Consider the following 17,193-nt stretch of genomic DNA (forward strand, 5'->3'; position numbering starts at 1 on the left):
GCTGTGGCAGGACAAGGTGGCGACGCGGTCGCCGGGGCGCACGCCCGACACGCCCGGGCCGACCGCATCGACGATGCCCCAGCCCTCATGCCCCATGCCACCCGCCTCGCCGGGGAAGCTGGACCAGGGCTGTCCGGCCCATGGCTCGACGTTCGAGGCGCAGACGCCGCAGCCCTCCAGCCGGATGCGCACCTCGCCGGGTCCGGGTTCGGGGCGGGCCACCTCCACCATCTCGAACCGTTCGGGTGCGGCCAGTATCGCGGCCTGCATCGTCTCGCTCACCATCTGTTCCTTGTCGTTTGTTATCATGAAGCCCAGGCGACGATCAGGGAGATCGCCGCGGCAAAGGTGACCAGCACCGTGATCCAGCCGAGCATGGTGGTCAGCCAGCCGTTGCGCCGCGCGCCCATCATCCGCCGGTCGCCGGTCATGATCATCATCGCACACAGTAGCGGCGGCACCGAAAAGCCCTGCACGATCCCCGACCACACCAGGGCCCGCATCGGATTGAAGCCGAGAAAGTTGAGCGCCACCGCGACGATCGTGACCAGCACGATGACCGCGTAGAACAGCTTCGCCTCGCCGACCTTTGCGTTCAGATGCCCCTCGCGCCCGACCCCCTGTACCAGATCATAGGCGGCGCCGGTCGACATCACGGGCACCGCGAGGAAACCGACGCCGACCACACCGGCGGCGAACAGCCATTTGGCGGCCGGACCCGCCAGCGGCTCCAGCGCGGAGGCGGCCTGTGCGGCGCTTTCGATCTCGGTCTGGCCGGCGGGGTGGAGCGTCGCACCGGTCGACAGGATGATGAAGTAGAGGATGACGTTGGAGAAGAGCATGCCGATGATGACGTCGCGGCGGGTGCGTTCCAGTTCCCCGCGGCTGGCACCGAAACGCTGGCACCAGCGCGTCCTGCCCTCGGCGATCTGCTCCTCCACCTCCTGGTTGGACTGCCAGGTGTAGATATAGGCGGACAGGGAGGTGCCGATGCACGCGACGACCATCGCCAGGAACTCGGCATCCATCGTCACCCGTGGCATCACCGTGGCGCGCAGCACCGCCCCCCAGTCGGGCCGGGCCATGATCGCGGCCGCGACATAGGCGAACAGGGCAAGCGCCAGCCAGCGGAAGATGGTGCGCAGCAGATCGTAGCTGCCGAAGATCTGAAAGGCGACGATGATCGCCGCCGCGCCCACCACGATGGCGGGAACGGGCACGGGAACGAGCAGCGCCAGCGCCGCGCCGATCCCGCCAAGATTGGCCGCCGCCTCGATGACATTGCCGGTGAACGCGCAGGCGACGAGCGGATACAGCACCCAGCGCGGAAACCGGTCGCGCACCGCGGCGAACAGTCCCTTGCCATAAACGCGGCCCAGCTTGGCCGAGACATAGACGACGACATACATCATCGGCAGCAGCACGGGGGCGATCCACAGAAAGCCCAGGCCGAACCGTGCGCCGGCGGTGGCATAGGTGCCGATCGCGGAAGGATCGTCGTCCGCCGCCCCGGTGATGATGCCGGTGCCAAGCACGCGCAGGGGATTGCGCGCCATCAGGCACGCCTCGCTTCATGGGTCATCGTCGCTCCTGCATGACCGGGTGCGGCGGGTGCCGGCACCGGTTGCAGCAGCGCGATGACACCGTGCCATGCGAAGCAAAATAACATCGGATTACAATTGCTTGATACCAGGCGCGTGCCCGATCTTCATTCCGCCGCCACCGCAGGTACGCTGGTCGATGCCGGTGCGTAGCGGTCGATCATCCATGCGCAGAAATCGGCAAAGGCCTGCGGCTCGCGCGCTGGGCTGGTATGATGCGGCGCGACGCCCAGATGCTCGGGCGTGAAGCAGAAGGTGACGGTGACGTCGAAATCGGCCAGCGCCTCCATCTGGCGGTCGAACCAGTCGGTCGCGTTGGGCCGGAAGCTGTCCGCCCAGCTCAGCCCGGTGCGCAGCTTCTTCGTGCCCAGCCGCTTCATCCAGGCGACGGCATCGTCCAGCCGGGGGTCCTCGAAATGGAACCACTGCATCAGCCCCATCTCGCCCGCCACCTTGGCATAATCCTCCAAGGCGGGCTTCGGCGTACCGTCCGGGCGGATAAGCCCCATGTAGAAGTGACGGTAATAGCTGGACCCTTCCGCCTCGCGGTGGCGGGTGGTGGCGCCCCATTCCATCGGCAGGTCGAAGAGCGAATACCAGAAGACGCGCGGCACGCGGCCGAGCAGCAGCTCGGCGGTGCGACGCAAACCGAACACCTGCACCTCCTCCGCCCCGAAGGAGCCGACGCCGACTTCGGTGACCCAGACGGGCTTGTGCGTCACCGCCTCGATCTCGGCGACCTTGGCCGGCCATTCGTGGATCGACCACAGGTTCCAGTCGAGCGGAAATCCGTGCACCGCGACGACATCGACCGCGTCCAGCGCGCCGTGCCCTTCCATGCGGCGTACCCAGGCCGGATCGATGGGGGACATGCCGCCCAGCACACGGGTGATCGCCGGGTTGATCGCGTGGATCGCATTGCCGGCACGCGCGACCGTATCGGCGAAGATCGCCCAGTCGGGATCGAGTTCCGGGTCCCAATGCGACTTGTTGTTCGGCTCGTTCCAGATCATCGCGGCTTCGATCATCGTGTTTCCTCCCCCTTGTTCGGATAGACGGCGGCAGGGCCGTATTCGGCATAGGGTATATCGCTGACGCGGCAGAGATAGACCTCGTTCTCCGGATGCGCCTCGATCCGGAACCCCGCGGCGCGCAGCATCGCCTCCGAACAGGCGCGGTTCGGTGCCCACCAGTTGGTCCAGTCATTGGCGAAGGCACGCTCGATGAAATGCATCTTCGGATAGGCGGCATCGTCGAAGAAGTCGGGCGGCTGGTGCGTGCCCGGCTTGTGAAAGGGATGGTCGGCCGGTGCGTCATAGGCGTCGCGCGACCCCTGCTGCATCGTTTGGAACAGCAGCATGTCGCCCGCGACATGCTCCCGGATCAGGTCCAGCGCGAGCAGCGGGTGGCGCAGGTGGTAGAGCACGCCCATGAAGATCACGAGGTCGAACCGTTCACCAAGCGCACCGACATCGTAGACGGACAGGTTACGGAACTCGACACCCTCGAACCCCAGCGCCCGGCTCGCCAGCCGCGCCTGCGCCAGATAGCGCTCGTCGCTGTCGATCCCCAGCACCCGGTCGGCACCGCGCCGCTTCATCTCGACAGAATAAAAGCCGGCATTGCAGCCGATATCGAGCACCGATTTGCCGGTCAGGTCGGCGGGCAGGGCGTGGGCGAAGCGGTCGAACTTGAAGCCCGGGTAATTGCCCAGGAAATGATCGGGCGCGGTCCACAGCCCACCGCCCAGATCGATATTGTGGAACCACGGCCCCAGCGCGGCCACCTGTTCACGCAAAGCCTTGTCGGCGATCGTCGCCATCAGCACATCCTCTCGTTCAGGCTCAGCAATTTGGCACCCCAGTCGCCGACAACGGCGCGCGAGACGCTGGCCGGGGCGATGTCGAAGCGCAGGAGATTGTCGAGCGACAGGCCCAGCACATGCGCGACGCCGGCGCGGATCATGTCGCTATGGCTGACCAGCGCGATCACCTGCCCATCGGCGTCGCGCGCCAGCCGTTCGAGATGGCCAACGATGCGCGCCTGCGCCTCCGCCATCGTCTCGCCACCAGGGATTCGCGCCGTGCCGCGCCGGTTGTTCCATGCATCCCAGGCGGGGCCGTGCAGGGTGCCGAATGCAGCCCCTGTCCACTCGCCCATGTCGATCTCGACCAGCGCATCGACCATGGTCGGCGCCGGAAGACCGCACGCGTCCGCGATCGCCTGCGCCGTCTGGCAGGTGCGGGTCAGGGGGCTGCATTCGACGCGGGTGATCCCCTGACCGACCAGCGCCGCCCCCAAGGCGGCCGCCTGCGCCATGCCGGCCTCGCTCAAGGGTACGCCCGGCAGGCGTCCCGAAAGACGTACATCCAGATGGGCGTGCGCGGCATGGCGGATGAAAAGGATCGTTGCGGTCAAATGTACGCTTCCCCGCCCCCTGTATCGCCGCACCAGGAATGGCAGCGACTTAACAATTGTTAAGAAGATAGCTTCTCAATAGGTTAGGAACAAAGAAGAAGAAGCTTCGTTCCACTACCGAAAGCATTGTGATGAGGGGGTGTTGAACCGAATGACCCGAGTGGCCGCGACAATCCGCTTTTCGTCAACAACACAGATCAAGTTTCCGGCATGAGCGAGACGGTTCTCGTCACCGGCGGCGCCGGCTTTATCGGCCGCTTCGTTGCCGATGAACTGCTCGCCCGCGGCAACCGGGTCCGCGTTCTCGACAGCCTGATCGAGCAGGTGCACGGGCAGGTGGATCGCCCCCCGCTGCTGAACGACGAGGTCGAGCTGATCCGCGGCGACGTGCGCGACGGCGATGCCGTGTCGCGCGCGCTGGACGGGGTGGACAGCGTCGTCCACCTCGCCGCCGAAGTGGGCGTCGGCCAGTCGATGTACGAGGTGGAGCGCTATACCTCGACCAACGATGTCGGCACCGCAGTGCTGTTCGAGAAGCTGATCGACAAGCCGGTGCGCCGCGTCGTCACCGCCTCGTCCATGTCGATCTATGGCGAGGGGCTGTACCGCGATGCGGACGGCAATCTGGTCGAGGATGCCGAGCGCCGGGGCCTGCGCGACGGTTTGTCCAACTGGGAGCCGGTCGATGCGCAGGGGCGGCCGCTGTCGCCGGTGGCGACGCCCGAATGGAAGCGCCCGAACCTCGCCTCGATCTACGCGCTCAACAAATATGTGCAGGAGCGCACCACCCACATCATGGCCGCGCCCTATGGCATCGAGGGCGTGTGCCTGCGCCTGTTCAACGTCTATGGCCCCGGTCAGGCGCTGTCGAACCCCTATACCGGCGTGCTGGCGATCTTCGCCTCGCGCCTGCTCAATGGCCAGCAGCCGATGATCTTCGAGGATGGCGAGCAGCGCCGCGATTTCGTCCATGTGTCGGACGTGGCGCGCGCCTTTGCCGACTCGCTGACGCTGCCCCAGGCGGTCGGCGGCACGTTCAACATCGGATCGGGGCATGACCGCTCCGTCACCGAAGTGGCGACCGAACTGGCCCGCGCGATGGGCAAGAACGACCTGACCCCCGAGGTCGTGGGCAAGGCGCGGATCGGCGACATACGCCACTGTTTCTGCGACACCGGTCTGGCCGCCGAGAAGCTGGATTTCCGCGCGACGCAGGATTTCACGCAAGGACTGGCCGAACTGGCGGAGTGGGTGGCCGAGCAGACCGCCGAGGACAAGGTGGCGACGATGCGCGCCGAACTGGAGAAGCGGGGGCTGGTGGCGTGAGCGACGACCGGCCCATCCTGATCACGGGCGGCGCTGGCTTTATCGGTTCGAACCTCGCGGACCGGCTGGCGGGCGAGGGGTACCGCGTCCGCGTCTATGACGCGCTGGCCCGCGCCGGGGTCGAGCAGAATCTGCACTGGTTGCAGAGCCGGCATGGCGACCGGATCGAGGCGCGGATCGCCGACATTCGCGAGCAGGACGCGCTCGCCGATGCCGCCGCCGACGCCAAGGCGGTGTTCCATCTGGCAGCGCAAGTGGCGGTGACCACCAGCCTGGTCGATCCGGTGGACGACTTCACGATCAACATCGCGGCCACGCTGTCGCTGCTGGAGATGCTGCGCAAGCGGGGCGATGCGACGCCGCTGATCTTTGCGTCGACCAACAAGGTTTACGGCGATCTGGCCGACCTGGATTTCGCCGCGAGCGACAATGGCTATGCGCCGGTCGACGCCGCAATCCGCGACCATGGCATCGGCGAGGACCGGCCGCTCGACTTCCACACGCCCTATGGCTGTTCCAAGGGCGCGGCCGACCAATATGTGCTGGATTATGCGCGCAGCTACGGCGTGCCGACCGCGGTGCTGCGGATGAGCTGCATCTATGGCCACCGCCAGATGGGGACCGAGGATCAGGGATGGGTCGCCCATTTCCTGATCCGCGCGCTCGAAGGGCGGCCGATCACGCTTTATGGCGACGGGCAGCAGGTGCGCGACATCCTCGACGTGTCGAATGCGGTCGATGCCTATGTGCGGGCCTGGGCCAATATCGACCGGGTGTCGGGGCAGGTGTTCAACCTGGGCGGCGGCGTGGACAATGCGGTCAGCCTGCGTACCCTGCTCGCCTATATCGGCACGCTGATCGGGCAGGACGTGGCGATCGACTATGCGGACTGGCGCGCGGGCGACCAGCGTTACTTCGTCGCCGACACGCGCAAGGCGGAAGCGGCCCTGGGGCTGGGCGCGAAGGTGCCGTGGCGCGAGGGCGTGGCGAACCTGGCGCGCTGGCTGGCGAGCGAGCGCCGCTTGAACCTGCCGGTCGGCGACATGACGGCGCTGGCGTCGTGACCATGCGCATCCTGATGACCGCCGACGCGGTCGGTGGGGTCTGGCAATATGCGACCGATCTGGCCGCCTCGCTGGTGCCGCACGGGATCGAGACGGTGCTGGCGACGCTGGGCCCGCCGGCGACGGCGGCGCAGCGGGGCGAGGCGGCGGCCGTGCCGGGACTGACGCTGGTCGAAACCGGCCTGCCGCTCGACTGGCTGTGCGACGAGCCCGGCCCGGTCCAGGCGGCGGGCGAGGCGATCCGCGCCCTGGCTGAGCGCGAGGGGGTGGGCCTGGTCCACCTCAACCAACCCTGCCTTGCGGCCGAGACCAGCTATTCCGTGCCGGTCGTCGCGGTCATTCATGGCTGCGTCGCGACCTGGTGGGATGCCGCGCACGGCACCCAGCCCGACCGCGCCTTTGCCTGGCAAGCGCGGCTGGTGCGCGCCGGACTGATGCGCGCCGACGCGGTGGTCGCGCCCAGTGCCAGCTATGCCGCGATCGTCGCCCGCTGCCACCGGCTGCCGACGCCGCCGCTGACCGTGCATAACGGCCGCGCCGCGCTGCCCGTGCCTACGGGGCTCGCCCAGGCCGATCATGTGCTGACCGCCGGGCGGCTATGGGATCAGGTGAAGCGTGTCCGCCTGCTCGACGAGGCGGCGGGGCGCATCGCCTGGCCGATGCTCGCTGCCGGCCCGCTGATCGCCCCGCATGGCGAGACGATCCGGCTCCGGCACGCCCGGTCGCTCGGCACGCTTTCCACCCCCGATCTGGCCGCGCAACTGGCACGCCGGCCGATCTTCGTCTCGTCGGCCAGCTTCGAGCCGTTCGGCCTGTCGGTGCTGGAGGCGGCGGCGGCGGGCTGCGCGCTGGTGCTGTCGGGGATCGACACGTTTCGGGAATTGTGGACGGGCGCCGCGCTGTTCGTGGACCCGGACGATGCCGATGGCTTTGCCGCCGCGATCGGCCGCGTCATCGCCGACCAGGCGCTGCGCCAGCATATGGGGGAGGCCGCCCGCATCCGGGCCGCTCGCTACACCCCCGATGCGATGGCCGGTGCCATGGCCTCCATCTATGCCGGCCTGCTCGGCGCGGCCAAGCCCTCCACCAAGGTCGCCGCATGAAGATCGTCTATTTCACCCACAGCCTGCAATCCTGCTGGAACCACGGCAACGCCCATTTCCTGCGCGGCGTGCTGAGCGACCTGATCGCGCGCGGGCATGACGTGCGCGTCTATGAGCCGATCAACCCCTGGAGCCTGACCAACCTGCTGGCCGATGCGGGCGAGGCGGGGCTGGAGCCCTATCGCCGCCATTATCCGGAACTGTCCTCCCAGAGCATCGCGCCCGAGATCGCGCTGGAGCCGCTGGTCGACGGGGCGGATCTGGTCATCGTCCATGAATGGAACGAGCCGGCACTGGTCGCGGCGATCGGCGACGTGCGCAGGCGGGGCGGTTCGTTCCGCCTGCTGTTCCACGACACGCATCACCGCGCGGTCAGTGCCCCGGACGAGATGACCGCCTTCGACCTGTCGGGCTATGACGGTGTGCTGGCGTTCGGCGAAACGCTGTCTGAGGTTTATCGCGGCTGGGGCTGGGAGGGCCGGGTATGGACCTGGCATGAGGCGGCCGACACCCGCCGCTTCCACCCGCCGGCCGAGGACGGCGCGTGGTCCGGCCTCGTCTGGATCGGCAATTGGGGCGATGGCGAGCGGACGCGCGAACTGGAAAGCTTCCTGTTCCGGCCCGCCGCCGAAGCCGGGCTGCCGCTCGATATCTACGGTGTCCGCTACCCTGACGAAGCCAGAGCAATGCTGGCCGCGCATGGTGCCCGCTATCACGGCTGGGCGCCCAATGCCGGCGCGCCCGACATCTTTGCCCGCGCGCTTGCCACGGTTCACGTGCCGCGCCGTTATTATGCGACGATCCTGCCCGGCATTCCCACCATCCGCGTGTTCGAGGCGCTGGCCTGCGGCATCCCGCTCGTCTCCGCACCATGGGAGGATGCCGAAAGCCTGTTCCGGCCCGGCACCGACTATCTCGTCGCGGCCGATGGCGCCGCGATGACCCGGCACCTGCGGGCATTGGCCGAAGACGCCGATCTGCGCGCCGCGCTGGTCGCCGCCGGGCTGGAGACGATCCGCGCCCGCCACACCTGCGCACACCGCGTCGACGAACTGCTCGCCATCGCGCGCCAGTTGCACGCGCCCGCGCCCCAGAGGACCGCCGCATGAAGATCGCCTTTTACGGCTCCAGCCTCGTTTCCTCCTACTGGAACGGTGCCGCCACCTATTATCGCGGCATATTGAGCGCGCTCGCCCGCCACGGCTGGGACATCACCTTTTACGAGCCCGACGCGTTCGACCGGCAGAAGCACCGCGACATCGATCCGCCCTCCTACGCCCGGTCGGTCGTCTATCCCGCCACCCCGGAGGCGCTGCGCGACGTGCTGGCGGAGGCGCGGGGCGCCGACATCGTGGTGAAGGCGAACGGCGTCGGCGTGTTCGACCGCGAACTGCTGGAAGGCATCATCGCCAATGCCGGGCCCCATGCGCTCAAGATCTTCTGGGATGTCGATGCCGCCGCGACGCTGGACGAGATGCGCGGCGACGCGTCGCACCCCGTGCTTGCCGCACTTCCCGATCTGGACATGGTGCTGACCTATGGCGGCGGGCCGCCGGTGGTGGACGCCTATACCGGCTTCGGCGCGAAACGGTGCATCCCCGTCTACAATGCACTGGACCCGGAGACGCATCATCCGGTCGCGCCCGATCCGCGCTTTGCCTGCGATCTCGCCTTTCTGGGCAATCGCCTGCCCGACCGCGAGGCGCGGGTGGAGGAATTCTTCCTGAAGCCCGCCGCCCGCCTTGCCGATCGCCAGTTCCTGATCGGCGGCAATGGTTGGGAAACGAAGCAGATGCCCGGCAATGTCCGCCACCGCGGCCATGTCTACACCGCCGAGCACAACGCCTTCAATTGCACGCCGCGCGCGGTGTTGAACGTCGCCCGCGACTCGATGGCGCATATCGGCTTCTCGCCCGCCACCCGCGTGTTCGAGGCGGCGGGCGCGGCGGCCTGCCTGATCACCGATGCGTGGGAAGGGATCGAACAGTTCCTGACCCCCGACCGCGAAGTGCTGGTCGCGCGCGACGGGCAGGACGTGGCGGATCATCTGGCGGCGCTGACCACCGAGCGGGCGCAGGCGATCGGGCAGGCGGCGAAGGCGCGGGTGCTGGCCGAACATACCTATGAACTGCGCGCGGTACAGGTGGACGCGCTGTTCCGCGACCATCTCGCCCGGCAGGCTGTGCCGGCATGAGGCTCGTCGTCCTCGGCCTCTCGCTGTCCTCGTCCTGGGGCAATGGCCACGCCACCACCTTTCGCGCGCTGTTGAAGGCATTTGCCGCGCGCGGGCACGATATCCTGTTCCTGGAACGCGATGTGCCCTGGTATGCCAGCCAGCGCGACTGCACCGATCCCGATTATTGCGAACTGGCCTTTTACGCCGACCTGGACGAACTGCGCAGCCGCTGGGGCGAGGCGATCGCCGAGGCCGATGCGGTGATCGTCGGCTCCTATGTGCCGCAAGGCGTCGAGGTCGGGCTGCTGGTGGAGGAACTTGCGCGCGGCGTCACCGCCTTTTACGACATCGACACGCCCGTGACGCTCGCCAAGCTGGAACGCGGCGACTTCGAATATCTCTCGCCGGCGGTGATCCCCGGCTACGACCTGTATCTGTCGTTCACCGGTGGGCCGACGCTGGACCATCTGGAGCGGCAATATGGCTCGCCGGCCGCGCGCGCGCTGTTCTGTTCGGTGGACGAGGATGCCTATCGACCGCTGGAGGTGGCCCCGCGCTGGGACCTCTCCTATCTCGGCACCTACAGCCCCGATCGCCAACCGACGCTGGAGCGGCTGTTGCTGGAGCCGGCGCGGCGCATGCCCGATCGCCGCTTCGTCGTTGCCGGGCCGCAATATCCCGCCGACATCGACTGGCCGGCCAATGTCGAGCGGATCGAGCATTGCCCGCCTGCCGACCATGCCGCCTTCTACTCCGCCTCGCGCTTCACGCTGAACGTGACGCGCGGCGACATGATCGCGCGCGGCTGGTCGCCCTCGGTGCGCCTGTTCGAAGCCGCGGCCTGCGCCACGCCGATCATTTCCGACATCTGGGAGGGGCTGGACCAGCTTTTCGTACCGCAATCGGAAATCATCCTGGCGGACGGGACCGAGGCGGTGGTGGCGGCGCTGTCCGGCGGAGATGCCGGGGCGATGGGGCGTGCCGCACAGGCCCGCGTGCTGGCCCAGCATACCGCGCGCCACCGCGCGGCCGAACTCGAAGCATATCTGGAACATGCCGCAACAGCGGCCGCACGCGAACCGCAGGTCGCGTGACGATGACCATGGAAAGGAAGAGGCAATGGCAGCATCGGAGGAGGTGATCCTGATCGCGGGCGGCGCGGGGTTCATCGGCTCGCACCTGACCGCGCGATTGTTGGACGAGGGGCGGCAGGTGATCGTCCTCGACAATCTGCAGACCGCGCGCCCCTCCAACCTGCGTCTGCTGGAAGGGCGGCCGGGCTTCACCTTCGTGCAAGGCGACATCGTCGATCCGCTGCCCGAGGCGGTGCTGCGCGAAGCGGGCCGCATCGTGCGCATCTACAATCTGGCCTGTGCCGCCTCGCCGCCGCAATATCAGGTCGATCCCGAACACACGATGCTGACCAACGTGATGGGCACCAACCATCTGTTGCGTCTCGCCGAGCAGACGGGTGCGCGCTTCCTGCTCACCTCCACGTCCGAAGTGTACGGCGACCCGGAGGTGCATCCGCAGGTGGAGGGTTATCGCGGCTGGGTGAACTGCACCGGCCCCCGCGCCTGCTATGACGAGGGCAAGCGCGCCGCCGAGGCGCTGACCTTCGACTATGCGCGCATGAAGCGTGCCCAGGTCCGCGTCGCGCGCATCTTCAACACCTATGGCCCGCAGATGCATCCCGATGATGGCCGCGTCGTCTCCAACCTGATCTGCCAGGCGCTGTCGAACCGCGACATCACCATTCACGGCGACGGCACGCAGACGCGCAGCTTCTGCTATGTGTCCGACATGGTCGACGCGCTGATCCGCCTGATGGAAAGCGAGATCGACGGGCTGGAGCCGGTCAATCTGGGCAACCCCAACGAGCTGACCGTGTCGGACCTGGCGGAGAAGGTGGTGGCGATGACGGGCAGCACCAACCGGCTGGTCTATACCCCGCTCCCCCAGGACGATCCCCGCCGCCGCCGCCCGAACATCGACCGGGCAAAGGCGCTGCTCGGCTGGGAACCGCGCGTGCCGCTGGCCGACGGTCTTGCCAAGACCTGTGCGTGGTTCGCCGAGGAACTGGGCCGCGTGCCGCAACGGGTGGCGGCGTAGAGCCTCAGCCCCGGCCTGCGCGGATCGCGGCCAGCACCCGCTCCGCCAGTTCCGGCCGGCAGATCAGCAGGTCGGGCAGCAGCGTGTTCTCGCAATTATAGACGAGCGGGCTGCCGTCGATGCGCGACGCGTGCAGCCCGGCGGCCATCGCCACCGCGGCGGGCGCGCAATTGTCCCATTCATATTGCCCGCCGTCATGCAGGTAGATGTCGGCGCGCCCGTCGACCACCGCCATCGCCTTGGCACCGGCCGACCCCATCGCGATCATCGTCGCGCCAAGCGCCTCGCCGACGCCGCGCGCGATTTCCGGCGCGCGGGAGCGGCTGACCACCACCCGCAACCGATCGGGCAGAGGGGGCGGGGGCGCCGCCATATCGTCGGTCGCGAACACGCGGGCCAGTGCCGGCACCGCGACGGCACCCACCGCCGGGCGGCCGTCGATCGCCAGCCCGATATGCACCGCCCATTCGTCCGATCCGCTGGCATATTCGCGCGTGCCGTCCAGCGGGTCGACGATCCACACCCGCCGCGCCGCGCAGCGCGCACGGTCGTCCACCGACTCCTCGGACAGGATGAAGTCGTCCGGCCGGGCGGCGCGCAGCCGGTCGAGGATCAGCAGGTTCGCATCATGGTCGCCGCGGTCGCCCAGCGCCTTGCCGGAACAGTCGCCGGCGTCGCGGATGCGCGCCAGCAACGCCCCCGCCTCCAGCGCCACCGCGCGTGCAAGCTCCGCATCGGTCACAGGTCGTAGGTCCACACGCCCAGCAGATGCTCGACGATCCGCTCGGCCGCCGCTTCCGGCGTCTCGCGCACCGTGTCGATGCGCAGTTCGGGCCGGGCCGGACGCTCATAGGGGCTGGAGATACCGGTAAAGTCGGCGATCTCACCGGCCCGCGCCTTGGCGTAGAGGCCCTTCACGTCGCGGTCCTCCGCCACGTCCAGCGGCGTATCCACGAAGATCTCGACGAACTCGCCCTCGGGCAGCATCCGCCGCACCATGTCGCGCTCGGCGGCAAAGGGCGAGATGAACGCGGTCAACACGATCAGCCCGGCATCCGCCATCAGCTTGGCGACCTCGCCGACGCGGCGGATATTCTCGATCCGCCCCGCCTCGCTGAAATCCAGGTCGCGGTTCAGCCCGTGGCGGATATTGTCGCCGTCCAGCAGGAAGGTGTGCCGCCCCATGGCGTGCAGCCGCTTCTCGACCAGATTGGCGATGGTCGACTTGCCCGATCCCGACAGGCCGGTGAACCACAGGACACGCGGCGTCTGCCCCTTTTGGCGCGCATGCGCCTCGCGCGTCACGTCGATCGACTGCCAATGGACGTTCTGTGCGCGGCGCAGCGGCTCGGCGATCATGCCCGCCGCCACCGTCGCATTGGTCGCGCGGTCGATCAGGATGAAGCCGCCAAGGTCGCTGCCCTTGGCATAGGGTTCGAACACGATCGGCCGGTCGGCATAGACCTCCGCCACGCCGATATCGTTCAGGCTGAGCGTCGTTGCCGACAATTCGGCCTGGGTGTTCACGTCCACCACATGGCGCGGCGGCTGCACGACCGCGTTGACCAGTTGCGTGCCCAGCTTGAGCCAATATCCGCGGCCGGGCACCATTTCGGTATCCGCCATCCACACGATCGTCGCGAGCAACTGGTCCGCCACCTCCGGCGGCGCGGACGCGGCGGCGATCACGTCCCCGCGCGAGCAGTCCACCTCGTCGGCCAGCACCAGTGTCACCGCCTCGCCGGCGATCGCGCTCGGCCGATCCCCCTCGAAGGTGACGATCCGCGCGACCTTGGAACTGCGGCCCGACGGCACGATCCGCACCGGATCGCCGACCGATATCCGTCCGCCCGCGATCAGCCCGGCAAAACCGCGAAAGTCGAGATCGGGCCGGTTCACCCATTGAACCGGCATGCGGAAGGGGCGCAGCCCCGCGCGGTCGGCATCGACGTCGATGCTCTCCAGATGCGGCAGCAGTGCCGGGCCGTCATACCAGGGCATGGTGTCCGAGCGGCTGGTGACGTTCGCACCGGTCAGCCCGGACAGCGGAATGGCGCGGAAATGCTCGATCCCGATCGCCTGCGCGAACGCGGCATAGTCCGCGACGATCGCGTCGAACACCGCCTGGTCGTTGCCGACCAGATCCATCTTGTTCACCGCCAGCACGATCTCGCGAATGCCGACCAGATGCGCCAGGTAACTGTGCCGCCGCGTCTGGGTCAGCACGCCTTTTCGCGCATCGATCAGGATCACCGCGCAGTCGGCGGTGGAGGCCCCCGTCACCATGTTGCGCGTATATTGTTCGTGGCCGGGGGTATCCGCGACGATGAACTTGCGCTTCTCCGTCGCGAAGAAGCGGTAGGCGACATCGATGGTGATGCCCTGCTCGCGCTCGGCGGCAAGGCCGTCGACGAGCAGCGCGAAGTCGATATTCTGCCCCTGCGTCCCCAGCCGGCGCGAGTCCGCCTCCAACTGGTTCAACTGATCCTCGAAGATCGTCTTGGAATCGTAGAGCAGCCGCCCGATCAGCGTCGACTTGCCATCGTCCACCGACCCGCAGGTGATGAAGCGCAGCATCGACTTGTTCGCATGCCCCTCCAGATAGGCCGCGATGTCGGATGCGATCAGCGCGTCGGGCTCATAGACGCCGCGGGGCGCAAGCTCTGCCATGCTGGCCATCAGAAATACCCCTCGCGCTTCTTCTTCTCCATGCTCGCCGCCTGATCATGGTCGATCGCGCGGCCCTGGCGTTCGCTGGTCGTGGTCAGCAGCATCTCCTGGATGATCGCGGGCAGCGTCGCCGCCTCGCTCTCGACGGCACCCGTCAGCGGATAACAGCCGAGCGTGCGGAAGCGGATCGAGCGGTCCACCGGCACCTCGCCGGGGCGCAAGCGAAAGCGGTCGTCATCCACCATCAGCAGCATGCCGTCGCGCTCCACGGTCGGGCGGGGCGCGGCGAAGTAAAGCGGCACGATCTCGATATTCTCCGCCAGGATATATTGCCAGATGTCCAGCTCGGTCCAGTTGGACAGCGGGAAGACGCGGATGCTCTCACCCTTGTGCTTGCGCGTATTGTAGAGCCGCCAGAGCTCGGGCCGCTGCGCCTTGGGGTCCCAGCCGTGCGAGGCCGAGCGGAACGAAAAGATGCGCTCCTTGGCCCGGCTCTTCTCCTCGTCGCGGCGGGCGCCGCCGAATGCCGCGTCGAAGCCGTGAAGCGTCAGCGCCTGCTTCAGCCCCTCGGTCTTCCACATGTCGGTATGCCGGCTGCCATGGTCGAACGGATTGATGCCCTGCGCCTCTGCCTCCGGGTTGCGATGGACGATCAACTCCATGCCCGCATCCGCCGCCGCCCTGTCGCGCAGGTCGTACATCGCGCGGAATTTCCACGTCGTATCGACATGCAGCAGCGGGAAGGGCGGACGCGCCGGGAAGAACGCCTTCTTGGCCAGATGCAGCATCACCGCCGAATCCTTGCCAACGGAATAGAGCATCACCGGGCGCTCGGCCTCGGCGACGACTTCGCGCAGGATGTGGATGCTTTCGGCTTCCAGGCGCTGGAGATGGGTGAGACGGGTCATCTCCACGCCAGATAATGTCTCTGGCGCATGGTGCGACCAACTTATCCTAACACGCGCCCAAGTCGTCGCCGTCCGCCTGCTCGCGTTCGATCGAGTCGAGAATGCGCGCGCCTGCCATGAAGACGGCGATCGGGCAGACCGCGAACATCATCTTGCCAGGCCAGCCGGGATATTGATCCAGATACACGACGCCGCGCTGACACGCACCCACGGCCAGGCCGTAGATGATGAGGAACGCCTCGAACTTGCTCTTGATCGTGAAGAGCCTGACGATCCGGTGCCACATGGGTAAAGGTTAGACACCCGTGGCCGAAGCGGCGCAACCGCGCACCCCGTCCCGGAATGGGAATCGCTATGGCCTGATGGTGTCAGCGGACCCTGAAATCCCGTTCATCTCGAGTAGCCGTCGAGTAGCGGCAAAGCCGCGTATCGAGACGGTGTATCGAGAGACAGGTTGCCGCGTACAACAATGTCTCGATACGAGCCCTCGATACGCACCTGCGGAGCCACTCGATCTCTACTCGACACGAACGGGTAGGGGTGAAGACTTCATTCGCTAGACGTTGATCACCAGTGCGGCGGCAGGTCGAGTACTTCCAGCAGCGCCGCGCGGGCGGCTTCGATCGCTACAATCAACGCCGGGTCGGCAATATCCCCCGGCGCGATCGTCTCCGGCCAATAGGCTTCGACCACCGCAGCGATACGATCGAGCCGCGCATGATCGACCAGAAAGCGCGGATCAACCGTCGCGGGATCGGCGACGACGCGCAGGCGAAGGCAGGCAGGGCCGCCGCCATTCGCCATCGATTCGCGCACATCCACCACCTCCAGCCGGCGGATCGGGCCGTTGCCCGCGACATGATCCTCCAGCCAACGCCAGACACTGGGTGTCGCGCGCGCCTCGCCCGGCAGCACCAGCGCCTGCTCGCCCGAGGGCAGCGTCACGAGCTGCGCGTTGAACAGATAGGAAGCGATGGCATCCTCCAGCGACACGCGCGCCGCCGGCACCTCGACGATCTCGACCTCCGGCAGCAACCGGCGGAGGTCGGCGTAGAAACCGTCGCGATCGGCAAAGGCCTGTTCGTGCGCGAACAGCACCCGGCCATTGGCCACCGCCACCACGTCGTTGTGAAAGGCGCCGGCCGCGATCGCGACCTCGGACTGTTCCACGAACAGCGTGCGTGCGGGGTCGAGCCCGTGCGCGCGCGCCACCGCCTCGCATGCCTCGCGGTGCTGGCGCGCGGGGAAACGCCCGCCGCTGCGTCCATAGACGAACACCTCGACACCGGGCGCGCCATGATCCGCGCACAGCCGCATATGGTTGGCCGCGCCCTCGTCACCGAAGGGGGGCGGCACGGGGCCATGCACCGCAAAGGCCGGGTCGGCAAAGGCGACGCGCAGCTGCGCCAGCGTTTCGGACCATTCATGACTGCGGTGCGGCATCGTCACCAGATTGGCGACGCTCAGGTGGCAGCGACCGTCCGCCGTGTCTGGCGCAGGCGAGACCGTCGCCGCATTCGCCGCCCACATCGCCGACGCGGACAGCGCCTGCGCCTTCAGGTGGGCCGGTGCCTCGGCATAGCTGGTCGAAAGCCGTGCCAGCCAGTCATGATCCGGCCGCCGGTGGGGCAGCAGCACGCCCTGCACCAGTCCCAGGTCCAGATTGGCGCGCATCTTGGCGATGCCCTGCAACGCGGCGGCGCGCGGGTGCGACGATTGGCCGGCATTGCGGGTCGCGGCCAGATTGCCGTGGCTGAGCCCTGCATAATTATGGCTCGGGCCGACGATTCCGTCGAAGTTGATCTCTCGCAGCAT

Annotated in this window: 17 protein-coding genes; 7 read left to right on the plus strand and 10 right to left on the minus strand. The window is 67.6% G+C overall.

The window, feature by feature from the left end:
• The 5 genes from OXR08_RS09240 to OXR08_RS09260 all read right to left on the minus strand — a co-directional run.
• Positions 1-309: alcohol dehydrogenase catalytic domain-containing protein (locus OXR08_RS09240; protein WP_267349413.1), on the minus strand; the 309-nt coding region annotated here is incomplete at its 3' end.
• Entirely contained in the window at positions 306-1,556 is a 1,251-nt protein-coding gene (locus OXR08_RS09245; protein ID WP_267349414.1) for an Nramp family divalent metal transporter, read from the minus strand. The genes OXR08_RS09240 and OXR08_RS09245, both read right to left, overlap by 4 nt.
• Before the next feature lie 152 nt (positions 1,557-1,708).
• On the minus strand, positions 1,709-2,629 hold the full coding sequence (locus OXR08_RS09250) for a glycosyl hydrolase (RefSeq protein ID WP_112383979.1): 921 nt from the start codon (positions 2,627-2,629) through the stop codon (positions 1,709-1,711).
• Positions 2,626-3,423, minus strand: a complete 798-nt coding sequence (locus tag OXR08_RS09255) for a TIGR04290 family methyltransferase (RefSeq protein WP_267349415.1) — start codon at positions 3,421-3,423, stop codon at positions 2,626-2,628. The genes OXR08_RS09250 and OXR08_RS09255 overlap by 4 nt, the downstream gene beginning before the upstream one ends.
• Positions 3,423-4,019, minus strand: coding sequence for a histidine phosphatase family protein (locus tag OXR08_RS09260; protein WP_267349416.1), 597 nt, complete (start codon positions 4,017-4,019; stop codon positions 3,423-3,425). The genes OXR08_RS09255 and OXR08_RS09260 overlap by 1 nt, the downstream gene beginning before the upstream one ends.
• 210 nt (positions 4,020-4,229) lie before the next feature.
• On the opposite strand from OXR08_RS09260, the gene OXR08_RS09265 reads away from it, so the two are divergent.
• From OXR08_RS09265 to OXR08_RS09295, 7 genes are read left to right on the plus strand one after another with little or no spacing between them, the layout of a single operon-like run.
• Positions 4,230-5,345 (plus strand): SDR family NAD(P)-dependent oxidoreductase, encoded by a 1,116-nt coding sequence (locus tag OXR08_RS09265; RefSeq protein WP_267349417.1) that lies wholly within the window; start codon positions 4,230-4,232, stop codon positions 5,343-5,345.
• Positions 5,342-6,409, plus strand: a complete 1,068-nt coding sequence (locus tag OXR08_RS09270) for an NAD-dependent epimerase/dehydratase family protein (RefSeq protein WP_267349418.1) — start codon at positions 5,342-5,344, stop codon at positions 6,407-6,409. Before OXR08_RS09265 ends, OXR08_RS09270 begins: the two co-directional genes overlap by 4 nt.
• 2 nt (positions 6,410-6,411) lie before the next feature.
• The gene (locus OXR08_RS09275) at positions 6,412-7,512 is read left to right on the plus strand and encodes a glycosyltransferase family 4 protein (protein ID WP_267349448.1); all 1,101 of its coding nucleotides are present in this window, start codon (positions 6,412-6,414) and stop codon (positions 7,510-7,512) included.
• The gene (locus OXR08_RS09280; protein ID WP_267349419.1) at positions 7,509-8,621 is read left to right on the plus strand and encodes a glycosyltransferase; all 1,113 of its coding nucleotides are present in this window, start codon (positions 7,509-7,511) and stop codon (positions 8,619-8,621) included. The genes OXR08_RS09275 and OXR08_RS09280 overlap by 4 nt, the downstream gene beginning before the upstream one ends.
• Positions 8,618-9,706: a glycosyltransferase gene (locus OXR08_RS09285; protein WP_267349420.1), complete on the plus strand. Its 1,089-nt coding sequence runs from the start codon at positions 8,618-8,620 to the stop codon at positions 9,704-9,706. The genes OXR08_RS09280 and OXR08_RS09285 overlap by 4 nt, the downstream gene beginning before the upstream one ends.
• Positions 9,703-10,782, plus strand: a complete 1,080-nt coding sequence (locus OXR08_RS09290; protein WP_267349421.1) for a glycosyltransferase — start codon at positions 9,703-9,705, stop codon at positions 10,780-10,782. The genes OXR08_RS09285 and OXR08_RS09290 overlap by 4 nt, the downstream gene beginning before the upstream one ends.
• Before the next feature lie 25 nt (positions 10,783-10,807).
• A complete protein-coding gene (locus OXR08_RS09295) occupies positions 10,808-11,800 on the plus strand; it encodes a UDP-glucuronic acid decarboxylase family protein (RefSeq protein WP_149681804.1) in 993 nt (330 codons plus the stop codon).
• A gap of 4 nt (positions 11,801-11,804) precedes the next feature.
• On the opposite strand, the gene OXR08_RS09300 is transcribed toward OXR08_RS09295, so the two are convergent.
• From OXR08_RS09300 to OXR08_RS09320, 5 genes are all read right to left on the minus strand, one after another.
• On the minus strand, positions 11,805-12,542 hold the full coding sequence (locus OXR08_RS09300; RefSeq protein ID WP_267349422.1) for a 3'(2'),5'-bisphosphate nucleotidase CysQ: 738 nt from the start codon (positions 12,540-12,542) through the stop codon (positions 11,805-11,807).
• Positions 12,539-14,470: a sulfate adenylyltransferase subunit CysN gene (cysN, locus tag OXR08_RS09305; RefSeq protein WP_267349449.1), complete on the minus strand. Its 1,932-nt coding sequence runs from the start codon at positions 14,468-14,470 to the stop codon at positions 12,539-12,541. Before cysN ends, OXR08_RS09300 begins: the two co-directional genes overlap by 4 nt.
• An 8-nt stretch (positions 14,471-14,478) precedes the next feature.
• On the minus strand, positions 14,479-15,423 hold the full coding sequence (gene cysD, locus OXR08_RS09310) for a sulfate adenylyltransferase subunit CysD (RefSeq protein WP_267349450.1): 945 nt from the start codon (positions 15,421-15,423) through the stop codon (positions 14,479-14,481).
• 1 nt (position 15,424) lies between these two features.
• Positions 15,425-15,664, minus strand: coding sequence for a hypothetical protein (locus OXR08_RS09315; RefSeq protein ID WP_112383991.1), 240 nt, complete (start codon positions 15,662-15,664; stop codon positions 15,425-15,427).
• 281 nt (positions 15,665-15,945) lie between these two features.
• Positions 15,946-17,193, minus strand: coding sequence for an N-succinylarginine dihydrolase (locus OXR08_RS09320; RefSeq protein WP_267349451.1), 1,248 nt, complete (start codon positions 17,191-17,193; stop codon positions 15,946-15,948).

This window comes from Sphingomonas sp. GM_Shp_2 (assembly GCF_026540875.1).
Lineage (GTDB): Bacteria > Pseudomonadota > Alphaproteobacteria > Sphingomonadales > Sphingomonadaceae > Sphingomonas > Sphingomonas carotinifaciens.

Excerpts from the sequence above, each read along its gene's own strand:
- OXR08_RS09320 (WP_267349451.1), bottom strand. The coding sequence starts at position 17,193 with ATGCTGCGAGAGATCAACTTCGACGGAATCGTCGGCCCGAGCCATAAT.
- OXR08_RS09295 (WP_149681804.1), top strand. The coding sequence starts at position 10,808 with ATGGCAGCATCGGAGGAGGTGATCCTGATCGCGGGCGGCGCGGGGTTC.
- OXR08_RS09315 (WP_112383991.1), bottom strand. The coding sequence starts at position 15,664 with ATGTGGCACCGGATCGTCAGGCTCTTCACGATCAAGAGCAAGTTCGAG.
- OXR08_RS09275 (WP_267349448.1), top strand. The coding sequence starts at position 6,412 with ATGCGCATCCTGATGACCGCCGACGCGGTCGGTGGGGTCTGGCAATAT.
- OXR08_RS09245 (WP_267349414.1), bottom strand. The coding sequence starts at position 1,556 with ATGGCGCGCAATCCCCTGCGCGTGCTTGGCACCGGCATCATCACCGGG.
- OXR08_RS09290 (WP_267349421.1), top strand. The coding sequence starts at position 9,703 with ATGAGGCTCGTCGTCCTCGGCCTCTCGCTGTCCTCGTCCTGGGGCAAT.
- OXR08_RS09250 (WP_112383979.1), bottom strand. The coding sequence starts at position 2,629 with ATGATCGAAGCCGCGATGATCTGGAACGAGCCGAACAACAAGTCGCAT.
- cysN (WP_267349449.1), bottom strand. The coding sequence starts at position 14,470 with ATGGCAGAGCTTGCGCCCCGCGGCGTCTATGAGCCCGACGCGCTGATC.
- OXR08_RS09280 (WP_267349419.1), top strand. The coding sequence starts at position 7,509 with ATGAAGATCGTCTATTTCACCCACAGCCTGCAATCCTGCTGGAACCAC.
- OXR08_RS09265 (WP_267349417.1), top strand. The coding sequence starts at position 4,230 with ATGAGCGAGACGGTTCTCGTCACCGGCGGCGCCGGCTTTATCGGCCGC.
- OXR08_RS09255 (WP_267349415.1), bottom strand. The coding sequence starts at position 3,423 with ATGGCGACGATCGCCGACAAGGCTTTGCGTGAACAGGTGGCCGCGCTG.
- OXR08_RS09285 (WP_267349420.1), top strand. The coding sequence starts at position 8,618 with ATGAAGATCGCCTTTTACGGCTCCAGCCTCGTTTCCTCCTACTGGAAC.